Annotated in this window: 16 protein-coding genes; 5 read left to right on the plus strand and 11 right to left on the minus strand. The window is 50.3% G+C overall.

The window, feature by feature from the left end; genetic code table 11:
- Window positions 1-123 precede the first annotated feature (123 nt).
- The 9 genes from AC1DLI_RS12575 to AC1DLI_RS12615 form a co-directional block, all read right to left on the minus strand.
- The gene (locus AC1DLI_RS12575; protein ID WP_477603000.1) at window positions 124-1,554 is read right to left on the minus strand and encodes a response regulator transcription factor; all 1,431 of its coding nucleotides are present in this window, start codon (window positions 1,552-1,554) and stop codon (window positions 124-126) included.
- The gene (locus AC1DLI_RS12580; protein ID WP_477603002.1) at window positions 1,529-3,313 is read right to left on the minus strand and encodes a sensor histidine kinase; all 1,785 of its coding nucleotides are present in this window, start codon (window positions 3,311-3,313) and stop codon (window positions 1,529-1,531) included. Before AC1DLI_RS12580 ends, AC1DLI_RS12575 begins: the two co-directional genes overlap by 26 nt.
- Before the next feature lie 282 nt (window positions 3,314-3,595).
- Window positions 3,596-5,305: an ABC transporter ATP-binding protein gene (locus AC1DLI_RS12585; protein ID WP_477603004.1), complete on the minus strand. Its 1,710-nt coding sequence runs from the start codon at window positions 5,303-5,305 to the stop codon at window positions 3,596-3,598.
- Window positions 5,292-7,103, minus strand: a complete 1,812-nt coding sequence (locus AC1DLI_RS12590) for an ABC transporter ATP-binding protein (protein WP_477603006.1) — start codon at window positions 7,101-7,103, stop codon at window positions 5,292-5,294. The genes AC1DLI_RS12585 and AC1DLI_RS12590 overlap by 14 nt, the downstream gene beginning before the upstream one ends.
- 244 nt (window positions 7,104-7,347) lie before the next feature.
- Entirely contained in the window at window positions 7,348-8,361 is a 1,014-nt protein-coding gene (locus AC1DLI_RS12595) for a zinc-binding alcohol dehydrogenase family protein (protein ID WP_477603008.1), read from the minus strand.
- Window positions 8,362-8,376: 15 nt separating this feature from the next.
- Window positions 8,377-9,321 carry an aldo/keto reductase gene (locus AC1DLI_RS12600; RefSeq protein ID WP_477603010.1) on the minus strand — a complete coding sequence of 315 codons (945 nt, stop codon included), beginning with the start codon at window positions 9,319-9,321 and terminating at the stop codon, window positions 8,377-8,379.
- 58 nt (window positions 9,322-9,379) lie between these two features.
- Window positions 9,380-10,879: a UxaA family hydrolase gene (locus AC1DLI_RS12605; protein ID WP_477603012.1), complete on the minus strand. Its 1,500-nt coding sequence runs from the start codon at window positions 10,877-10,879 to the stop codon at window positions 9,380-9,382.
- A complete protein-coding gene (locus AC1DLI_RS12610; RefSeq protein ID WP_477603014.1) occupies window positions 10,872-12,368 on the minus strand; it encodes a tagaturonate reductase in 1,497 nt (498 codons plus the stop codon). The genes AC1DLI_RS12605 and AC1DLI_RS12610 overlap by 8 nt, the downstream gene beginning before the upstream one ends.
- Complete coding sequence (locus tag AC1DLI_RS12615; protein WP_477603016.1) at window positions 12,365-13,195, minus strand: amidohydrolase family protein; 831 nt, start codon at window positions 13,193-13,195, stop codon at window positions 12,365-12,367. Before AC1DLI_RS12615 ends, AC1DLI_RS12610 begins: the two co-directional genes overlap by 4 nt.
- Before the next feature lie 149 nt (window positions 13,196-13,344).
- Here AC1DLI_RS12615 and AC1DLI_RS12620 point away from each other — a divergent pair, with 149 nt between their 5' ends.
- From AC1DLI_RS12620 to AC1DLI_RS12630, 3 genes are all read left to right on the plus strand, one after another.
- Window positions 13,345-14,211 (plus strand): AraC family transcriptional regulator, encoded by an 867-nt coding sequence (locus AC1DLI_RS12620; protein ID WP_477603018.1) that lies wholly within the window; start codon window positions 13,345-13,347, stop codon window positions 14,209-14,211.
- Window positions 14,212-14,304: 93 nt separating this feature from the next.
- Window positions 14,305-14,466, plus strand: a complete 162-nt coding sequence (locus AC1DLI_RS12625; protein WP_308997526.1) for a hypothetical protein — start codon at window positions 14,305-14,307, stop codon at window positions 14,464-14,466.
- A 53-nt stretch (window positions 14,467-14,519) separates the two neighbouring features.
- Entirely contained in the window at window positions 14,520-14,687 is a 168-nt protein-coding gene (locus AC1DLI_RS12630; RefSeq protein WP_308997527.1) for a hypothetical protein, read from the plus strand.
- Window positions 14,688-14,793: 106 nt separating this feature from the next.
- On the opposite strand, the gene AC1DLI_RS12635 is transcribed toward AC1DLI_RS12630, so the two are convergent.
- Window positions 14,794-15,744 carry an EamA family transporter gene (locus AC1DLI_RS12635; RefSeq protein WP_477603021.1) on the minus strand — a complete coding sequence of 317 codons (951 nt, stop codon included), beginning with the start codon at window positions 15,742-15,744 and terminating at the stop codon, window positions 14,794-14,796.
- Window positions 15,745-16,047: 303 nt separating this feature from the next.
- Here AC1DLI_RS12635 and AC1DLI_RS12640 point away from each other — a divergent pair, with 303 nt between their 5' ends.
- Both AC1DLI_RS12640 and AC1DLI_RS12645 read left to right on the plus strand, forming a co-directional pair.
- Window positions 16,048-17,238: an acyltransferase gene (locus AC1DLI_RS12640; RefSeq protein ID WP_477603023.1), complete on the plus strand. Its 1,191-nt coding sequence runs from the start codon at window positions 16,048-16,050 to the stop codon at window positions 17,236-17,238.
- Between the two features lie 458 nt (window positions 17,239-17,696).
- The gene (locus tag AC1DLI_RS12645; RefSeq protein WP_477603025.1) at window positions 17,697-18,569 is read left to right on the plus strand and encodes a VOC family protein; all 873 of its coding nucleotides are present in this window, start codon (window positions 17,697-17,699) and stop codon (window positions 18,567-18,569) included.
- On the opposite strand, the gene AC1DLI_RS12650 is transcribed toward AC1DLI_RS12645, so the two are convergent.
- Window positions 18,566-19,420, minus strand: coding sequence for a helix-turn-helix transcriptional regulator (locus AC1DLI_RS12650; RefSeq protein ID WP_477603027.1), 855 nt, complete (start codon window positions 19,418-19,420; stop codon window positions 18,566-18,568). The genes AC1DLI_RS12645 and AC1DLI_RS12650 overlap by 4 nt on opposite strands.
- Window positions 19,421-19,472 lie beyond the last annotated feature (52 nt).

Consider the following 19,472-nt stretch of genomic DNA (forward strand, 5'->3'; position numbering starts at 1 on the left):
ACTCTTACAATAGCATAATGAGACCGTTCTCATGGTTAGAGTACGGTCTCATAATAAGGTGGGGAAATGCTCTCATTTTGTGGCCTTAATCGCAGATTTACGAGCTATCGGACATTTGTCTCCCTATGTTTTGGACGATTGTTCACCTTCGCGGCGAAGCTGCCGAAATTCGCTTGGAAGCAGTCCTGTATGCTTGCGGAAAATCCGGCTGAAATACTTCTCATCCGCGTAGCCCGTATGCTCGGCGATCCAAAAGATCGTCTTATTGCTCTTCGTCAAATACTCCTTCGCCTTGTCCACACGAAGCTGCCTTACATAATCATTGAAAGTTACGCCCATAATGTCCCGAAAGCATTGGCTGAAATAGCTCCGGCTCATGTTTACCTGCTGGCAAATGCTTATCACATTCAGTCGTTCGGCAAGACCGGCATGAATGAGCTGCACGGCCTTTACGATACAATCCTGTACGTCTGACGAATAAAGAGGTCTGCCTAATGCCTCGAGCAGAAGCTGTCGGGTCCTCCCCAGCCAATCTTCAATGTGTACCCAAGCGTCCATCGATGCCAGCGGTTCAAGACTGCTTGAGGCTGCCGGCTGATAAATCCGATTCCACTCTACGATCCACTGGTTTAATTCATTCACAAGCTGAGAAGAAGGCATTCGCAGCTCATACAATTGCTCGACAAGCTGCTCATATTGCGCTAGCTTGTGAACCCACTCCAAAGACAAGCCTTTCTCCCTTACGGACAAAAGGGCTGCTTTGTCCACCTCAGCCGGCTGTTCCTTTACATGAGGAACGGACAATGAATAAATCTTGACATCCTCTCGATAGTCATAAAAGAAACCGCTGGCTTTGTACGCAATAAGCAATCGTTCTACCTTTGAGATGGCCTGTCCCTCCAAGCCGCTTAGCTCCAGAAGGCATAGCTCCGGATGATCCGCTGCCGCCTCGGCTAATTGCTTTCCAATCTGGGTAGCAGCCTGTTCATCGGCCGGCAGCCACAATCTTAAATGAGGCATAATCTCGCGTTCTGTCGTTTGACCGGCCGGAATCGGTACGTTTGACCGCTCCTGCTCCTTATCCTCGGGCGTGACGGCGATCATCGCATACCCTATATCCAAACGGAGCGTCTCATTGCCCCGCTCTTTCTCCTGTGCCTCCAGCTTCGCCTGCTCCTCGGCTATACGTCCGCAAATCCGCCCCAGTACCTCCTCGAAGTTCTCCTCCTCGAGCTGAACCTTGGCAATATAGTCAATCGCCCCAAGGCGCAGGGCCTCCTGTATATATTCAAAATCCTGATGCAGGGTTAAAACGACGATAAAGATATGCGGATACTGCTTGCGTACGACTCTCATCAATTCAAGCCCGGACATGATCGGCATCGCCAAATCAGTCAGCAGTAAATCGACCTCCGCAGTTGCCAGAAATTCAAGCGCCTTCTCGCCATTTTTGGCTTCTCCAATAACATGCAAATCAAAATCATGCCAGGGCATCGCCGAAATCAGCCCTTTTCTTACCAGTTTATCGTCATCCACGACCAACACGTTCATCATCTTGGCTCACCTCCCTGAAAGGTAATGTAAGGCGTATAGTGGTACCTTTGGAAATTTCGCTTACAATGTCCAGCTTCGCATGACCCTCATAATAAGACTCAAGCATCCGTTTGACATAGTTCATACCGATACCCATGCCGACCTTCTCCTGCGGGTTTTTCGGCTCGTTAAGCAGCTCCTCAATTTTCTCTTGCGTAATGCCCGCTCCGTTATCTTGTATCGTAATCTCGATATGTTCTTTTTGCTTTACGTCTACCTGAATGTAGCCATCGTCATCTAGACCGTGGTACAGTGAATTTTCCACAAGTGGCTGCAAAATAAAGCGGGGTACCGCTGCATCCAGCACATCGTCCTCTACTTCAATCCGCACGTCGAAAGCAAAGTCATAACGGATTTGCTGCAAAATGAGGTACTGCCTGAGTGAATCAATTTCTTCTCTTATTGTAGATTTCTGGCCTAGTTTGCCCAGATTATAGTGCAGCAGCTTATTTAAGGACAGCACCAAACGGTCAATTTCCTTCTGCCCGTTCATCACGGCCAGCCAATGGGCCGTATCCAGCGTATTCATAAGAAAATGCGGATTTATCTGGTAAAGCAGCTTCTCCACCTCAAGATCAGCTCTTCGTTTCTCCTTCTGCTCCACCTCCTGAAACAGGTTCGCGATTTGATTCTTCATATTATGGAACTGTTTTAGCAGATAGTTGAATTCAGGGATAGTGGTGCGAACTACTGGAGACTGAATGCGTGTACTGATCACGTTTTTCATCTCCATATTAAACTGGTTCAAGGGCTTATAAACCATCTTCCATAGCAGCCAAGCGAGAAGGAGACCAATACTCGTAAATAAAGCAAACAAATAGATCATCTTTATGATCCAGCGGTTTTTCTCCTCGTTATAATCCTCTTTCGGGATAAGCGACACAACGCTCCAGCCCTGGTTGCTTGTGCCCTTAAACCAATAATAGCCGTTCATCAGTCCGGAATCCCCGCCCACCGCATGATCGGACGGTTTGCCGTCCGGAGAAAAATAGCCGTTCTGGGGAAAGATGCTGCCCGCCTCGCTGTAAGCGATTCGGCCATCGTTATCGAGAATAAGATGAAACGAGTTTTTGCCGATTCGATCGCTTTCGAGAATACTTTGCGTCAGTTTAAAGCCTGATTCAATATAGACGTAAATACCTTCACGGCCAGGCACATCCACCCGCCGCAGTGCGGAGAGCACAAACTCATTATTATACATGCTGTTGCTAATATGCGGACCGTAATAAGTGATCCCGTAATAGGAGGCAAGCATAGGCAGCTTACTTAACGAGAAATCCTCTCTTATGGCATTGTTTTGAAACATATAGCTATCTTCATTCTTAAAATAGTACATGACTAAGTTTGTAGACGGATTCGTGAACGTAATCAGATTCAGCTCCGTTTGAATATCTTCAATTAAGACGGCTTTCTGATATTGCTGGGTTGCGGATAAATACTGCTCCAGCATCATACCGACGCTGCCCGGATAAGCCAATTGCTGCGATACATGATTCAAATTGCTAATGGTCGTCTCCAATGATAATTGGACCTGATGCAAATTGCTTTGAACTCCGGAATTTAAGTTTTTGCTTAAAATTAAAGTAATCGCATGATTAGAAACAAGCGCGGTACAAAGGAAAGGAATGATCGTGCTTGCAGCGAAAATTAGAATGATTCTCTTTTTTAAGGTTAATCTCTCAAACGATATAATTCCGAGCTTTGCTTTAAAACGCTTCATCCGATCGACACCTTTGTCTTCGTTTTGAGTATAAATGTGTACATTCCACATCGCTTAGGCCCTTCGCGATACTATTGTAAGCGATTCATTCTAGTTATACAATGCGAGGCGCCGACACTGGAGCTGGATTATGCTGTGCGCAGGTACAAGCGTAAACGGCTGTCGCCGTCCTTGGCGGCATAAGCTCGTTTCGCGGTGAAATAAAAGCTTATTTATAAATGTGAAACTTATAAATTCTTATATTTCAAAAAAAACAGGCCTCACATTCCGTGAGACCTGCCCTTAACGCTGCGCCATAAGCAGCTGCTGATAAACCTTGCCTCTAGCCAATAGCTCGTTATGCGTGCCCGTTTCCGCTAAAGCACCTTGATCCATTACAAATATGACGTCCGCATTCTCAATCGTAGACAGACGGTGCGCGATCATGATCGTCGTCAGCCCTTCCCGTCTTGCCTCCAGCGCGGCAAGCAGCTGGCGCTCCGTCTCCAGATCAAGCGCCGAGGTTGCTTCATCCAGCACTAGTATCTCCGGGTTTGTGACAATAGCGCGTGCTATGGCGATGCGCTGGCGCTGTCCGCCGGAGAGCTTAATCCCTCTTTCCCCGATATTGGTGGCATAACCACCCTGCATCCCTAGAATAAAGTCATGGATCTGCGCAATGCGGCAGGCTTCCTCGATATCCGCTTCCGTCACCCCGTCGCGGCCGAGCATCAGATTCTCGCGAATCGTATCCGAGAACATATAAGGATCTTGAAACACAATCGCTACCTTCCGGGCCCATTGTTCGCGGTTATAGGTATGGGCGTCCCTTTCATTCAGCTTAAAGCTTCCCATCGACACATCATAGAAGCGTACCAAGAGCTGGGCAATCGTCGATTTCCCGCCGCCGCTCGTCCCTACGAATGCAATCTTTCGTCCGATAGGCAGATCTGCGGTAAAGCCGCGGATAACCTCCGGAAGCTCCGGCGAATAGCGAAAGCTCGTATCGTTAAAGGATAAATGCTCGATTTTACGCTCCATACCCTGTGAACCAGGATCATTCTGCTCCAGCTCCAAAATACGCTGTACCCTGTCCACATTCGCAAGCTGTGACGACATACTCATGAAGAACTGAAACAAATTGTAAAAGGAATCCGACATTTGCGTTGAAAACTGAAACAATATAACGAATGTTCCGATCGACATCTGATCATGAATAAGCTGTATGCCGCAGTAGCCCAGCACGAGAATGCCAATGCCCCATTTCATCGGATCGCTGTAACGAATTTGCCGATTAACAAGCTTGCCTTCTATCATGACCTGGTCGAAATATTCCGCGAACATTTTGTTATACAGCTTCTCTTCCCATTTTAACCGGTGGTATGCGACCACCTCGCGCGTAGATGCGACGCCTTCCTCGATTTGGATCAGAAGCGCGGTGCGTTTCTCCGCTACCTGTCTGGCCTGCGCCTTCAGCTTTGGCGTGAAATAATAACCGATCAATACATAAATCACACATAGTCCTACGATCATTAGCAGCAGGATGGGGCTGGAGAAGCCGATGATCGCCATCAAAATGCATAGGTTCAGCGTCTCCTGCATCCCCCGCGGGATCTGCCAGCCGATTACGCTCGCCGATATGAACAGATCCTGCGTGAACGAATAGACGTATTTGCCGGTTCGTTCATTTTGAAACCGCTCGACCGGGACATTTTCAAGCCGCTTCAGCATACGGGAGAGCAGCGAGCGGCTGACCGCAAATTCATTGCGCACAAGGCTCCGGCTCGTCATCGTAAACATGAGCGAGTACACCATGCCCGCAATCGCAAAGATTCCGATTACAACGGGCATCAGCTCATAGTTCCCTTTCGTAAACACATCGTCGATTAATATCTTTTGAACATAGACAAGTGTGTAATTGGATACCGATTCCAGCGCAAGATAGAGCAGCACAATCAGATAAGTGCCCTTTAGCAAAACCGAATTGGTCCAAAAGATTTTAAGATACTTCATGCGCAACCCTTCCTTCCGCTGCTTCCGTTAGTCCGCTTTCCAGCTCATACAGCAGCCCTTTCCGGTCGAGCAGCTCCTCGTAGCTGCCTGCCTCCGCAACGCGGCCCTCATGAATGACGACGATTTTGTCAAAATGCTTTACCGTCGACAGCCGATGCGCTATCGCGATCGTCGTTCGGTTCACTAGCACCTCATCCAGCGCCCGCTGGACCTCATACTCGCTTACATTATCAAGCGAAGAGGTCGCTTCATCGAGCAAAATAATAGCCGGCTGCTTCACGAACATGCGCGCAATCGATATGCGCTGCTTCTGTCCGCCTGACAGCTTCATGCCCCGCTCGCCGACGAGCGTGTCGTAGCCCTCCGGCAGCTGCATAATAAAATCATGCGCGTACGCGGCTTTTGCGGCCGCAATGACCTCTTCGTCGCTCGCTTCCGGCTTGCCGAAGCGAATGTTTTCTTTGACCGAGGATCCGAACAAATATGTCTCTTGAAACACATAGCCGATGGACTCGCGTAAACGTTCCAGCGTCATTTGCTGAATCGGCACGCCGTCGAGCTTGATGGTCCCCGCGGTCGGATCATAAAACCGTCCGATCATTTTGAACATCGTCGTTTTGCCGTTACCGCTCGCCCCTACAAATGCCACCTTCTCGCCAGGCTTAATCGTTAGCGTGAAGCCGTTAATGACCGGAGGCTGCCCCGGATATTGGAAATGAACATTATGGAATACAAGTCCCCCGCGCACCTTATCGAGAGTAACCGGCTCGGCCGGATCATCAATTTCAATCGGCTTATGCATGAACCGGAACAGCGGAATCGTCTGGTGGATAATGAGCTTCTGCTCGGTAAGCTGCGTGACGAGCAGGGTAAGGCGAAACATCGTTGTCATGTATAAGAGGGTAAAGGCGATAAAACCGCCTAACGTAATCCATTGATTTTGCAAAGAGTAGTAGCCGGTAATAAACAAAGCGATTGCACCCAAATAAAAGGTAAACCGCCGAAAGCTTCCTCTGCCGAAGCTGTACGTTGCGGCGAGCAAATAATAATGGGACCAGTTTTTGTGTTTGCCGAGCGTTCGCTCATGGTACCAGGGCTGGGAGCCAAAGGCGCGGAATTCGCGCATGCCGGAAATGCTCTCGTATACCGCTTGGTTATAGTCGATTCGGGATTGGCCGGATTGCCTGCCGTACAAAGCTGCTTTGCGCTCAAAATAAGGACCAAATAAATAATAAAGGCCGAATGTCGGCAGCATGATTAGGCATAACCAGCCGCTGATGCTGAGCAGCAGCACGATTGCCACTGCTATGAAAAGTAAATTTTCGATGACGCTTGGCAGGACGTTGCGGTAAATTTTCTGAACGGAAGCGACCTCGGAGTTGAACATCGACAGCGTCTCGCCCGCCGGATGCCGTTCATAATGAGAAAACCCGAGCTTGCGCAGATGCTTGAAGATTGCCGTCTGCATATCACGCGAGGCCAGCTCCCCAATCGTCCGCTGCAGCAGGTTGCGGTAGTTCTTGGCGATGAGCATGAGCAAATTGATGACGGTAAGCCCTGCTAAAATAGTGATAAACAATGACGTATCTTTGTTAACTACGACATGATCAATGACGTATTGGATCATCTTAGGCGTTAGCGTTTCTCCCACGACCGCCATCGTGCCGCATGCCGCAAGCGCTGCGATTTGCTTCTTATAGGGCAGCAGAAACCGGAGCGCCCACACATAAGACCGCTTCGATTCGTCCAGCTCCGCTTTTTGCTTTGCTTTGCCTGCTTGCTTCTCTGTATTTAACATCGTTATCCCCCCTTATTCCTTCATCCGAATGTTTTTTACAATACCTAATTATTGGAAGTCAGCTTCCAATCATAATTCCGGTCACCCTTTTTTGTCAACGTACTAATTCAGTATAAAAATTCTCTACCTGAGCACGGCAAATGCTCGATTCAAGGCCGCACAGACGGATAAACGCGTAGAAAGCCCGGCACAAGGCTGAATCGCCTTTTTTGCCGGACCTTCTATAATAGTGGCTATGCCTTGGCTATAATTCCACCATCGCTTTAATTACCTTCGATTCCGGCTTCAGCCAGCTGTCGAAATGGTTGATCATATCGGCAAAAGGAACACGGTGCGTGATGTAGCTGTTCACGTCTATGCTTCCGCTTGCCACAGCTTCCTGCACGGCGGCAAAATCCTCGATCGTCGCGTTGCGACTGCCCATTAACGTCATTTCTCTTTTATGGAACTCCGGATCATTGAAGGCTAGCTCCGCCTTGACGAGCCCTACGTAGACCAGCCTTCCGCCGTGTGCCACGAAGCCGAACGCATCCGCCATGGAGCGTGCATTGCCGGTAGCATCAAACACTGCCGTCGGATACTCGCCGTTCGTTAATTCGGCAAGCTTTTCCTTCGCGCCCTGCAATGCGTTTACCGTTTCATCCACTTTTGCCCACTGCTTGCAGAAGGCAAGCCGTTCGTCTTGAATATCCATGGCGATGACGCGTGCCCCGCGGTGCTTGGCAAAAGCCATGACACCAAGCCCAATCGGCCCCGAGCCAATGACGAGCACCGTCTCTCCGGCTTGAAGCGCAGCCCGTCGAACGGCATGTGCGCCAATGCTCAGCGGCTCAAGCACAGCCGCCTGATCCAGCGTCAGCCCGTTTGCTGCAAGCAAATGCGTAACGGGAACGACAATGAGCTCCCGCATGCCTCCATCGATATGAACACCAAGCACCTTCATATCCGTGCAGCAGTTCGTCTTACCATTCCGGCAAGCGATGCATTCTCCGCAGTGCATATAGGGGATGATGCTTACCTGATCGCCGGCATGAATCCTGCCATGCGGATCATCGATTTGTTCTACGACTCCTGCCAGCTCGTGTCCCAGCACGCGCGGGTAGGAGAAGAAAGGCTGATTTCCCTTATACGCATGCAGATCGGTGCCGCATATGCCGATTCTCCGAATTCGAACGACTGCCGTTCCCGGCTGCAATGCCGGCTTTTCCTGCTCAACCAGTTTAAGCTGGTCCACTTGCTCACATACGATTGCTCTCACCCTGCAGCTCTCCCTTTATACGACAATGCCCGTATTGTATTCTTGTCTGCCGCTTTCCCAGCTCCGGTTGTGAATCGGCGCCAGAATCGCAAGCACCTCTGCCAGCAGCTCTTCATTGATCGGCTCGTCCGTCCATTCGATATTTTTGCGGATATTATCAGGGTTAGCCGTACTCACGAGCGTTGTCGGGATTCGCTCGTTAGCGGTGGCGTATTGCACCGCAAGCTTAGCGATGTCCTCTCCTTTAGCCGCGCAGTATGCGGCAGCTTCTTGGCATGCAGCCCGTATCTCGGCGCCAGCGGGATGCCAATCGGCGAGGGCGCGATTGCCAAGCAAGCCCATCGAAAGCGGGGATGCGCTGATCAAGCCGACCTGTTGCCGCTCCAGCAGAGGCAGGATGTCCAGCAGGGACGTATCATTCAACGAATAATGGCAATAAGAAAGTACGGCATCGAGCTCCGTGTAGGCGAGTGATTTCTCAAATACCGTCAGCGGCAGCCCCGATACGCCTGAAAATCTTATTTTCCCCGCCTGCTTCAGCTTCTCAAGCGCAAGGAATGCCCCCTCGGCTACCTGCTCGAACGGCACAAATTCAATATCATGCAGAAACAAGATGTCGATGTAGTCCGTTTGCAGGCGCTGCAGGCTCTCGTCCACACTGCTGATGATGCGCTGCTCGGAAAAGTCGAACTTATCGGCGCCGTACCGGCCAGCCTTCGTCGTCAAAACAAACCGGTCTCGCTTCATCTCCGCTATCGCCTTGCCCAGCACCGTCTCCGCCTTCGTTAAGCCGTAATAGGGCGAAACGTCAATTAGATTAATGCCCATATCCACTGCAGTATGCACCGTACGCACGCTTTCCGCATCATCCGTCTCCCTAAACACAGACCCAAGCGATGATGCTCCAAAGCTGAGCGCCGATACCTCCAAACCCGTCTTGCCCAGCTTGCGGTATTTCATCTCTATCCACTCCTTTTATGAGAATCTGTCCATCTAATTTCTGCGCATGAGCATGCCTCTACAAAATAACGCCGTCCTTGAATATGGCGATTTCCTTAAAGCCGTTGCGCTCATTGTTCGTTTGAGACTCACCCGATGCAAGGCTGATCAACTGCTCCCACAGCTCATCGGTCAGCATTTCCATGCTCTTGTTTTCAAGCAGCTGTCCTGCATTAAAATCGATCCAGTTCTTCTTGCGTCCAGCCAGCTCGCTGTTCGTCGCAATCTTCACCGTCGGCACAGGTCCGCCAAACGGCGTTCCTCTTCCTGTCGTGAACAGCACGATATGCGCGCCTCCCGCGGATAACGCCGTTACCGAAACAAGGTCATTGCCCGGCGCCTCCAGCAGATTGAGTCCGCTGCTCGTTATACGCTCCCCGTAAGGCACAACATCCCGCACGATCGCATGGCCGCCCTTTTGCGTGCAGCCGAGCGACTTCTCCTCCAGCGTGCTGATTCCTCCATCCTTGTTCCCAGGTGACGGATTCTCGTAAATCTCTTGGTCATGCTTAATGAAATATTGTTTAAAATCATTGATTAAATGAACGATCTTATGAAAAACCTGCTCGTCCGCGGCACGGTTCATGAGTATTGTCTCCGCGCCAAACATCTCCGGCACCTCGGTCAAAATCGCCGTTCCGCCCGCTTCGATCAAACGGTCGGATACCGCACCGACAAGCGGATTAGCCGTGATGCCCGACAGTCCGTCCGAGCCGCCGCATTTGAGACCCAGCTTCAGCTTCGACACCGGAACCGGTTCGCGCTTGAAGCGCTCGGCGTATCCCACCTGCTCTTCAACTAGCTCCAGCGCATCTTCGATTTCATCCTCCGCATCCTGCGACTTCAGAAATTTCACCCGCTCCGGGCTATGCTCGCCAATCGCCCGCTTGAAAGCATCAATCTGGTTATTCTCGCAGCCGAGTCCGATCACCAGCACGCCTGCCGCGTTCGGATGGTTCGCCAGCGAGGCAAGCAGCTTCTGCGTATGGACAAGGTCATCGCCAAGCTGCGAGCAGCCAAACGGATGCGCAAAATGATAAACGCCGTCCACCCGGCCTTCAAACCTTGCATTCGCTTTTCTCGCTACGATTTCACAAGTTTTATTGATGCAGCCCACCGTGTTGATAATCCAAATTTCGTTGCGGATGCCGACATCCCCATTTTCGCGGATAAAGCCTTGGAAGGTGCGGCCTGCATCCAGCGACGGCGCCTTGATCTGCTCAACTGCAGTCGGCTCAAAGGAGTAATCGAGAAAGCCCTTTAGGCCGGTGCCCATATTATGCGTATGCACCCAGCTACCCGGCATGAGATCTTCCTTCGCCACGCCAATGGAATAACCGAATTTCAGCACATGCTCGCCTTTGCGGACAACGCTCGTCAGCACCTTATGTCCCTTTGGCACCGCATCCTGCAGCTCAAGCGTTGCCCCGCTCTCAAGCGTAAGCTTATCCCCTTTGGCAAAAGGCTGAAGGGCAATCACGACATGATCCTGCTCATGCAACCTAACCCAGTTATTCATTGGCGTATCGCTCCATTTCTATTATTTTCGCGCTAAGTGCGGCTGTCAGATCCGGYCATTCGGCCGCTAAGTCGCGTCCCCAGACATTCGTTAGGCCAAGCAGCCTCATGGTTGTTTTCTCCAGCGGCCACTGCTGCTCCAGCGCCTCCGCCCATACTTCCGCAATCGATGCCAGCAGGCTGGCATCATCCCGCACCGTATAGGATACACCGCTCAAGGATCGGCCCTCGAAGCCAGCTTCGGTCTTGCTCACCTTGTAATACCGCAGTAAGCCGGCAAACCCAGCGACAAGACCGCTTGGCACAGCCTCGCCGCCTTCCGCATAATGCAGCACGGACGGCAGCAGCCTCACTTTGAATTTACTCAGGCTGTTCATTGCGATATCCGCCAGTCTATGACGGATGAACGGATTCAGGAAACGCTCGTATACATCGCCAGCGTATGCCTTCAGCTCCGCCTCGGCGATGGAGAGTGAAGGAATGATTTCCGCCTCCACGGTATTCCGTACGAGCGGGCCAAGCACGGAATGCTCCATGGCCTCTCTCACCTGCTCGATATCATAAAGAAGTCCAAGCGGTGTCATAAGCGTGTGCGCGCCGTTTAGGATGCGGACCTTCCGAAGCTGAAACGGCTTCAGGTCCTTCACAAAGTGGACATTCAGCCCCGCCTTGCGGAGCGGCAGCACCTCTTCAAACTCCGGCTCCGCCTCGATAGCCCATAGATGGTAAGGCTCCGCCGTGGTCAGCATCGGATCGGAATAGCCCCATTCGCTAAACCAGGCTTCAGCCTGCGCATCATCCGGGTAACCGGTTACGATTCGGTCCACCAGCGAATTCAAAAACCGGTTATGATTGACGACCCAATCCTTAAAGGCTTCCGAATAACCCCAATCCTCGCTGTAACGCAAAATGCAGCTGCGAAGCTCGTCGCCGTTACGCTCAAGCAGCTCGCAAGGCAAGCAAATCAATCCGCGCTCCGGATCGCCGTTGAAATGGGTGAACCTGCGGTAAAGCAGCTGCGCCAGCTTGCCGGGAAACGACTGAATCGGCTGTCCTTCCACAAGCTCCTCAGGCCGGTATACAAGCCCCGCCTCTGTCGTATTGGATACGACAACCCGAAGATCGGCGTTTTCAGCCAAGGCAAGATAGCTCTCCCATTCGGAATAAGGGTCGAACACGCTGCCAAATACGGAGATGACTTCGGTCCGCTCCACGCTTTCTCCGTTCTCCAAGCCCCGGATGACCAGCGTATATAATCCGTCTTGGCCTGCGAGCGCGTCAATCTTCGGCTTCCCGCCAGGGCGCGGCTGCGTTACCGCGATACTGCCCTCATATAATCCTTGCTTCCTGCATTCATGCAGCATCCAGTCAAAAAAGCCACGCAGAAAGTTACCCTCTCCGATCTGCAGCACCGTTATCTTCGCTTGCTTCATTTCGTCGTATAAGTCGGCTTGCTCCTCGTTTAGCTGTTGATGATTTAAAGTTGTCATATGCGGTAGAACTCCTTTGCATTTAGTCCGAACAGCCGCTCACGATCCGCTTCCGTCCATGTCTCCGGCAATGCTTGTTCAAGCACAGAAACCACCTCGTCGTAGCTTGCTGCGAGCAAGCTGACCGGCCAGTCACTGCCATACATCACTCGCCCGGGTCCGAATACATCCAGCACATGCTCGATGTAGGGCTTGAACGCCGCCGGCTCCCAATTATTGTGATCCGCCTCGGTCACCATGCCGGAAAGCTTGCAATAAATCCGAGGATGGGCCGATATTTGGCTCATTTGCTCTTTCCATGGCTCCAGCACTCCGTCTTTTATTCGCGGCTTAGCGATATGGTCAATAACGGCATGCAGGTGAGGCACCTGATCCAGCAGCTTCACTAATGGCTCCAGCTGATGCGATACAACCAGCAAATCAACAGGCACACCCTTCTCCGCAAAAAAAGTGAGCGCTTCCACGTAGGTCGGCGCAAGTATCGCGTTTGCGTCCGGCATCTCCTGTATCATCAAGCGAAAGCCTACGAATTTAGGATGCTTGGCAAACCGTTCATAATGAATCCGGTAGTCAGGGTCTGCTAAATCCAGCCATGCCACGACGCCTGCTATCGTTGGTTCAGTCTCGCTCAAAGCCAGCAAAAAATCGGTCTCCGCGAGCGTCGCCGCCGCTTGTACCACAATTGTTCCGTCCAGCTGATGTTTATTTAGAAGGGGCTCCAAATGCTGCGGCAAAAAATCGCGGTACAGCACCGGTAATGCCGGTGTAATCCAGCCGTAATCCCCTCGTTCTATGCTCCAATAATGCTGATGCGCATCCAATCTCATCTCTTCCGCCTCTTTTCTAGCAGATTAGGTTCCTCTTTATTATAAAAAACAATATCGATGTCTGAAATAATCAATTATCGCATATTTGTACTCTTTTTTGATATTTGCTACAATCAGGCTGACAAATGACATAAAGTGAGGTAAAGCCCATGAATCCATATCGGAAAAGGTTCGACGCCATGACCCCGTTTCCATTCGAGTGCGTCTATCGGGATACCAAAAGCGCACAAAACGAGCTGCCCGACCATTTTCACGATTGGTATGAGCTTGTCTATATTTATAGCGGAAAAGGAACCTTTTTTATCGATCAAACCTTTTATGACGCTGCACCCGGCGACGTGTTCCTTATTCCCGGCAATACGATTCACCGTTCCTTTCCGGATCCGGATGATCCAAAAACTTCAACCGCGCTGTTTTTTAACGCATCGCTCGTCCATAGTCCGCCGCTCGGTGACGCCTTCTCCTATTTACGCTGCTTCGAGCAAGCCAAACGCCGTAAAGCCTATAAGCTTCCGGCAGCAGCTGCAGCCGATAAACATCAGATGATCACCTTAATCGATCGTATCCATAACGAGGAAATTGAGAAGCAGCCAGGCTATCGCCAGGCTGTTCTACTTCATCTTCAGCAAATCTTGCTGCTGCTCGGCCGCACCCTTCACCCGGCAGAAGAAGGCCAAACCGCCGTTTCCTCCTCCGCACCCGGCTGGATGACAGCGATTCTGACCTATATCGACGGGCATCCAGGCAGCCCTCTCGGTCTGTCGCAGCTAGCTAAACGCGCATCCGTTACGCCGGCGCATTTCTCCCGTGTCTTTAAGAAGCTGACTGGGATGAACGTTACGGAATATGTCACGACCAAACGAATTATTCGCGCCAAGGAGCTGCTGGTCGAGAGCGACGCCAATATCGCCGGCATTGCGGAGCAATGCGGCTTCGAGAGCCTTCCGCATTTTCACCGCATGTTCAAGAAGCTAACAGGCATGACTCCCTCGCATTACAAAAGGAACGATAATTGATAGAATTGACGGTTATCATTAGCGGATACAAGCGGTTTCCTACTCTCATATAGTATCTAGCAAAGAGAAACTTGCCGGCAGGGAGGGAAACTAATGGTTCGTTCGAGTGTCAAAACCGTCAAGTACCGCGTAGGAAAAAACAATTACCTGATTATTAATATTTATCAAACCGCTGAAGCAAGCGCCCAGCAAGGCAACGTGCTTGCCAGCAATGCAGCTACCGTACAAATTTTCAAGAAACCTAAACGCCGCTAATTTTTCCCCCGTGCAATGCAGCATGCGCCTTTCACCTGAAGGGGGGTGAGCAAATGTCACGTAAACATTCCAAACAAGGCAACTCGGTCAAAAAAGACAATGGCAAAACCTTCGTCAACGTCAAACAAGGCGCTAATGCATCCATCAATCAAGGCGGCAATGCATTCGCAATCAATGCAACAGACATCGGCGTCGTTCGTATTCGTCCAGGCCAGCAATAATTTGAAATCGCAGCAGCCGCCCTTGTCCTATCCTAGTAACTAACCGCACCGAAACGAAAAGGACTCACCCTGGGGTCATTGACCTTAAGGTGAGTCCTTTTTACCGTTACGCTCCGAACAGCCTCATCAGCAAAATACCCGCGAACGCAAGCGAGATCCCCGTGACCTCCGCCGGCGTAAACCGTTCCTTCACGACAAAGCGCGTATAAAGCAGTACGATCAGCACATTAAGCGCGGTCACCGCTGATACGAGTCCAGCTTTGCCGAGATCAAATGCCGTTAGAATAAATATCATGCCAACCGCATTCGTTATGCCTACAGCCAGACCAACGAGGTATGTGCGTTTGCCGCTCCATGCCGCTCCATATGCAGCCGCTTTGCCTGCGCTGATTGAGGAAACCTGCGAAACCCGTACCTCGCCTCCTGCTGTGCCCGAGCTTTGAACCGCCAGCGATCGGCTGCCCCGCTCGCTTTGCAAATCCCGCAGCCACCATAAACCAAAGCAAACCGTTCCCGTTACGAACATAAAAAACATCGTTGGGAATATATCCGCCTCCATCAGCGTAGACCATTTGCCCGACAAATCATTTGCCGCGAACAGCAGCATCGCCAGCAGCCCCCACTGGGCTCCCTGCAAATTGCGAAGCGAGATGTCGTTAGACAAACGAACCAGCAGCACGCCTCCTATAATAACGACAAAGGCGATGAACTGCATGGCATGAAGCTTCTCATGCCAAAGCCCAAAAGCAACGATGACGACTACAACGGACGGCAGCGCCGTTAATATTGCCACTAACGATGCCTTGCCAACCGCAAAGCCCTTGAACATGCTCGCATTCGCACCGAAGGAGAACAGTCCCATTTGTATTCCGATTAAAGCCGCTATTGTCCAATCTGACGAGAAGACGAGCGCGCAAATCCCATTTACGATGGCTCCCATGCTAAAAGTGCCGCATAACAGAAGATTTCGGTTAAGCGGCTTTTGACTTGACCAATGATATAGAATGCCTCGTAAACCAAAGAAAATGGCGGCAAACACCGAATAAGTAAGCCACATTTGGGCAAAACGCTCCTTTCCTGCAAGCGTAAACTGCTGACGCCATCCATAGCCATAGCGGCAAAAGCTCGTTTCGCGGTGAAATATAAGCATCATATAAGGCTAAAGTGTCACGAACATAATAGCACCTATCATATCAAGCTAAACCTCATTTGTCTTTACCTAATGCTAGCAATAGGCCTTAAGACAACTAGTTCAAATAAAAGTATTGGCTGAAATTAACACTAAACGTATAATATCGATAGAGGCTGGTCCTTGACCTCAAGCAAGCGTTTGCATCTTATAAAAAATAAGGGGATTTTAATGGCACAAGCAGCAAAAAGACCGTATCTGCCCGAGCTCGATATCGTTAGAGCAATTGGCATACTCGCGGTCATCATGATTCATGCCACATCAGCGATCGTAGCGACCTACGATCACCATGCTACGCTTTATCCGCTTTACGTATTTCTAAACACCGTTACCAAATTCGCGGTTCCTGTTTTTATTTTTTTAAGCGGCTTCGTGCTATTTTACAACTACTATGACAAACCTTTTACGGCAAAAACAATCGGACAGTTTTACAAGAAACGGATGTCCAAAATTTTAATCCCCTTTCTGCTATTCTCTTTTTTTTATTTTGGCTTTACGAGATATGCGCAGTTCGGGTTTATTGACCTGCAAACCTTTATCGGTTATTTTACGACGGAGAAATTTCTTAAGATGCTCGTCTTCGGAAAAACATACACACATCTCTATTTCGTCGTTATTATTATTCAATTTTATGCGCTCTCGCCGCTCATGCTGTATGCAATCAAACGGTTCCCAGCGCTCAGCAAGCATATTGCCTGGATAGGACTACTCGTGCAGTGGCTGTTTATTTATAAGGTGATCGGTGAATTCCATATTAAAAGCCCCGGAAGCTATTGCTTTACATACATGTTTTATTTTACGGCAGGCGCGTTTATCGGCATCCACTATATGAAGCTCTCGTCATGGATCAACCTGGCCAGAGCTAATGTTACGCCGCAAAAAATAGCGGCTTCAATTGCGCTATGGGTGCTGTTCCTATCCTCAAGCCTGATTTTGTTCTATTTTTATTACGAGAACCGGCTGTACAATACAAAGGTCATCAATACGAATCTGCTGGAGATCATCGATGAGGTTCGCTGCGTTACGGCAGGCATCCTGCTGCTCCAGATTGCTTACTGGATTTATTCAGTTTGGAACAAAACGATTGTGAAGGCGCTTCTGCATATCGGCGCCACCTCCTTCGGGATCTACCTGGCCCATCCGTTTATCTTGTTTTTATACCGTAAAACGAGCGTATCCGGCGATCCGCTGCTGTACCACGCTTGGGCGGCAGGAGGTTTCTTCATCGCACTTCTTGTTCCTTGGGCAATAGTATCGTTTAGCGCAAAGTTCAAATGGCACTGGCTTCTGTTTGGTCCGCTTCCTGTGAAGAAAAAACAGCCTGCTGCTCCCATTCAGCCGAAGCCGGGTATCGAGGCCTAAGCAAAGAGCCGTCCGATCGCTTTCGATAGCGCGGACGGCTCTTTTCAAGCGTAAACGGCTGACGCCGTCCTTGGCGGCTAAAGCTCGTTTCGCGGTGAAATATAAACATCGTATAAGGTTGAATTTTATACTTTCTTATATTTTAAATTGGCTATGTTATTTATTTGGCCATGCAGCAGCATACTTTTTACGATATTTTTTTCAGACTCTGTCTTCGATTCTGATTTATTTATTTCCCTCTTCTCGTCATCTAAATCGAATAACAATTGAAAGTGATAAGTTAATTACTTTTAATAAGTTACTTTGTTTTAATACATAAATATGATACGATAAATCCATGTATTCTCGATTAGTTTTTTCCCAGTATTTTGCACATCATATAAACATTAGGTGTTTCTATTGAGGCTTAAAGCTTACGGAGCGAGCCTGCTTTACACTTATATAGAGGAGGAGTTACCATGTCGGCAGTTCTAGATCCGCATATTTCGCTGGGCGAAGTGAAGCTAAAGGTTAGTCAATTGGAGAAATCGATTCAATTTTACGAGGAAATCATCGGATTAAAGGTGCTTCAGCTGGATGAGGCTAAACGCGAGGTTTCTTTCACGGCTGACGGGAAGCAAACGCTGCTTGTGCTGGAGGAAATACCGAATGCCGCCGTGCCGCAAAGACGGTCTAACGCGGGACTTTACCATTTTGCCATATTGCTGCCGGATCGCCCTTCTTTATCGCTAGCTTTGCGGAACTTGATTCGCAGCGGCATTCATATCGGGCAAGCCGACCATCTCGTCAGCGAGGCGCTTTATATTGCCGATCCGGATAATAACGGCATTGAAATTTACAGGGACCGTCCGCGCGACCAGTGGAAGCAGGATGCCGGCGGCAACTACGTGATGGCATCCGATCCGCTGGATTGGGAGAGCTTACTCGCAGAGAGCGAAGGACAAGAATGGAGCGGCCTGCCGGCAGGTACGGTCATTGGGCATATCCATCTTCATGTGGGCGATCTGCGTACATCGAGAGCTTTCTACGAGGGCAAGCTTGGCTTTGACGTGGTTGGGGACTATGCGCAGATGTCTGCCGTATTTGTCTCGGCCGGCGGTTACCACCATCATATCGGAATGAACATTTGGGCAGGCGTCGGCGCTGTTTTGCCACCGGCTAATACGGTGGGCCTGTCTTATTACACAATCGTGTTTCCGACATCTGCTTCTCGTGAAGCATGGCTGGAGCAGCTGCGCAGCGAAGGCGTTGAGGCCGCAGCGCATGGAGATGCTTTTGTGGTTCATGACCCATCCGGCATTGCCATTCACGCGGCCGTTAAATCCGGTTAATGAAGCGTCGCCCCTTGTCCATAAATGGTGCGGTACATTTTCGGCGATACACCTTCGGCTAAACGAAATACGCGTATAAAATAACTCGCTTGCGCGAAACCGCAGCGCGCCGCAACCTCTGTCACGGATAATGCCGTTGTCGCCAGCAGCAGCTTCGCCGCATCGATACGGCATTCCGTGACATAATGATTCGGCGTTTTCCCCATGACCTGCTGAAACAATCTTAGAAAGTGATAATGGCTGTAGCCTGCCAGCGCTGCCATTCGCTCCAAGCTCCAAGACTCCGCGCATCTGTGCCGTATCTGATCGGCAGCTACCCTTATCGCATTTTGCTTCTCCAGAGCGGAAGATCCCTCCAGCCGTTCGGAATGCTGCACAAGCTCCACTAAGATTTCATAAAGCAAAGCGGATAAACGAGGCTCATTGCCGGTCTCGAAAGGGCTGCAAAGCGCGTACATCTCCTCCGTCAGCTCCTTGAACCTTTCGCGGTTGGAGAACGTAAACAGCCACCCTCCGGTTTCATCCGCCTCTCTAAGCATCGGCAGCGGAATTTGCGTTTCAAAATGAATCCACCGCACATCCCAAGGATCATCCTCGCTCGAGCCGTACTGCTGAAAAGCATGCTTCGGGAACAAAAATCCGTCACCTGCACGCAGCTGCAGCCGCTCACCGCCGCTTCCATTGATCAAATAGCCGCTTCCCTCATAAATAAGATGCAAATTATAATGCTTCAACTGCCCCTGCTCTCTCCGCTCCGCATGCTGCGGAAACGCATTGTATCGCCCAAATAGATCAGGGTAACATACATACTGGGAAAAAGCCGGACTCGGCACTATATAATGCTGACGCATCACTGTACCCCTCCTTGTTCAAGTTGGCAATATTGTATCATGGATCGCATTA

This window comes from Paenibacillus sp. 01T443, from assembly GCF_056398325.1.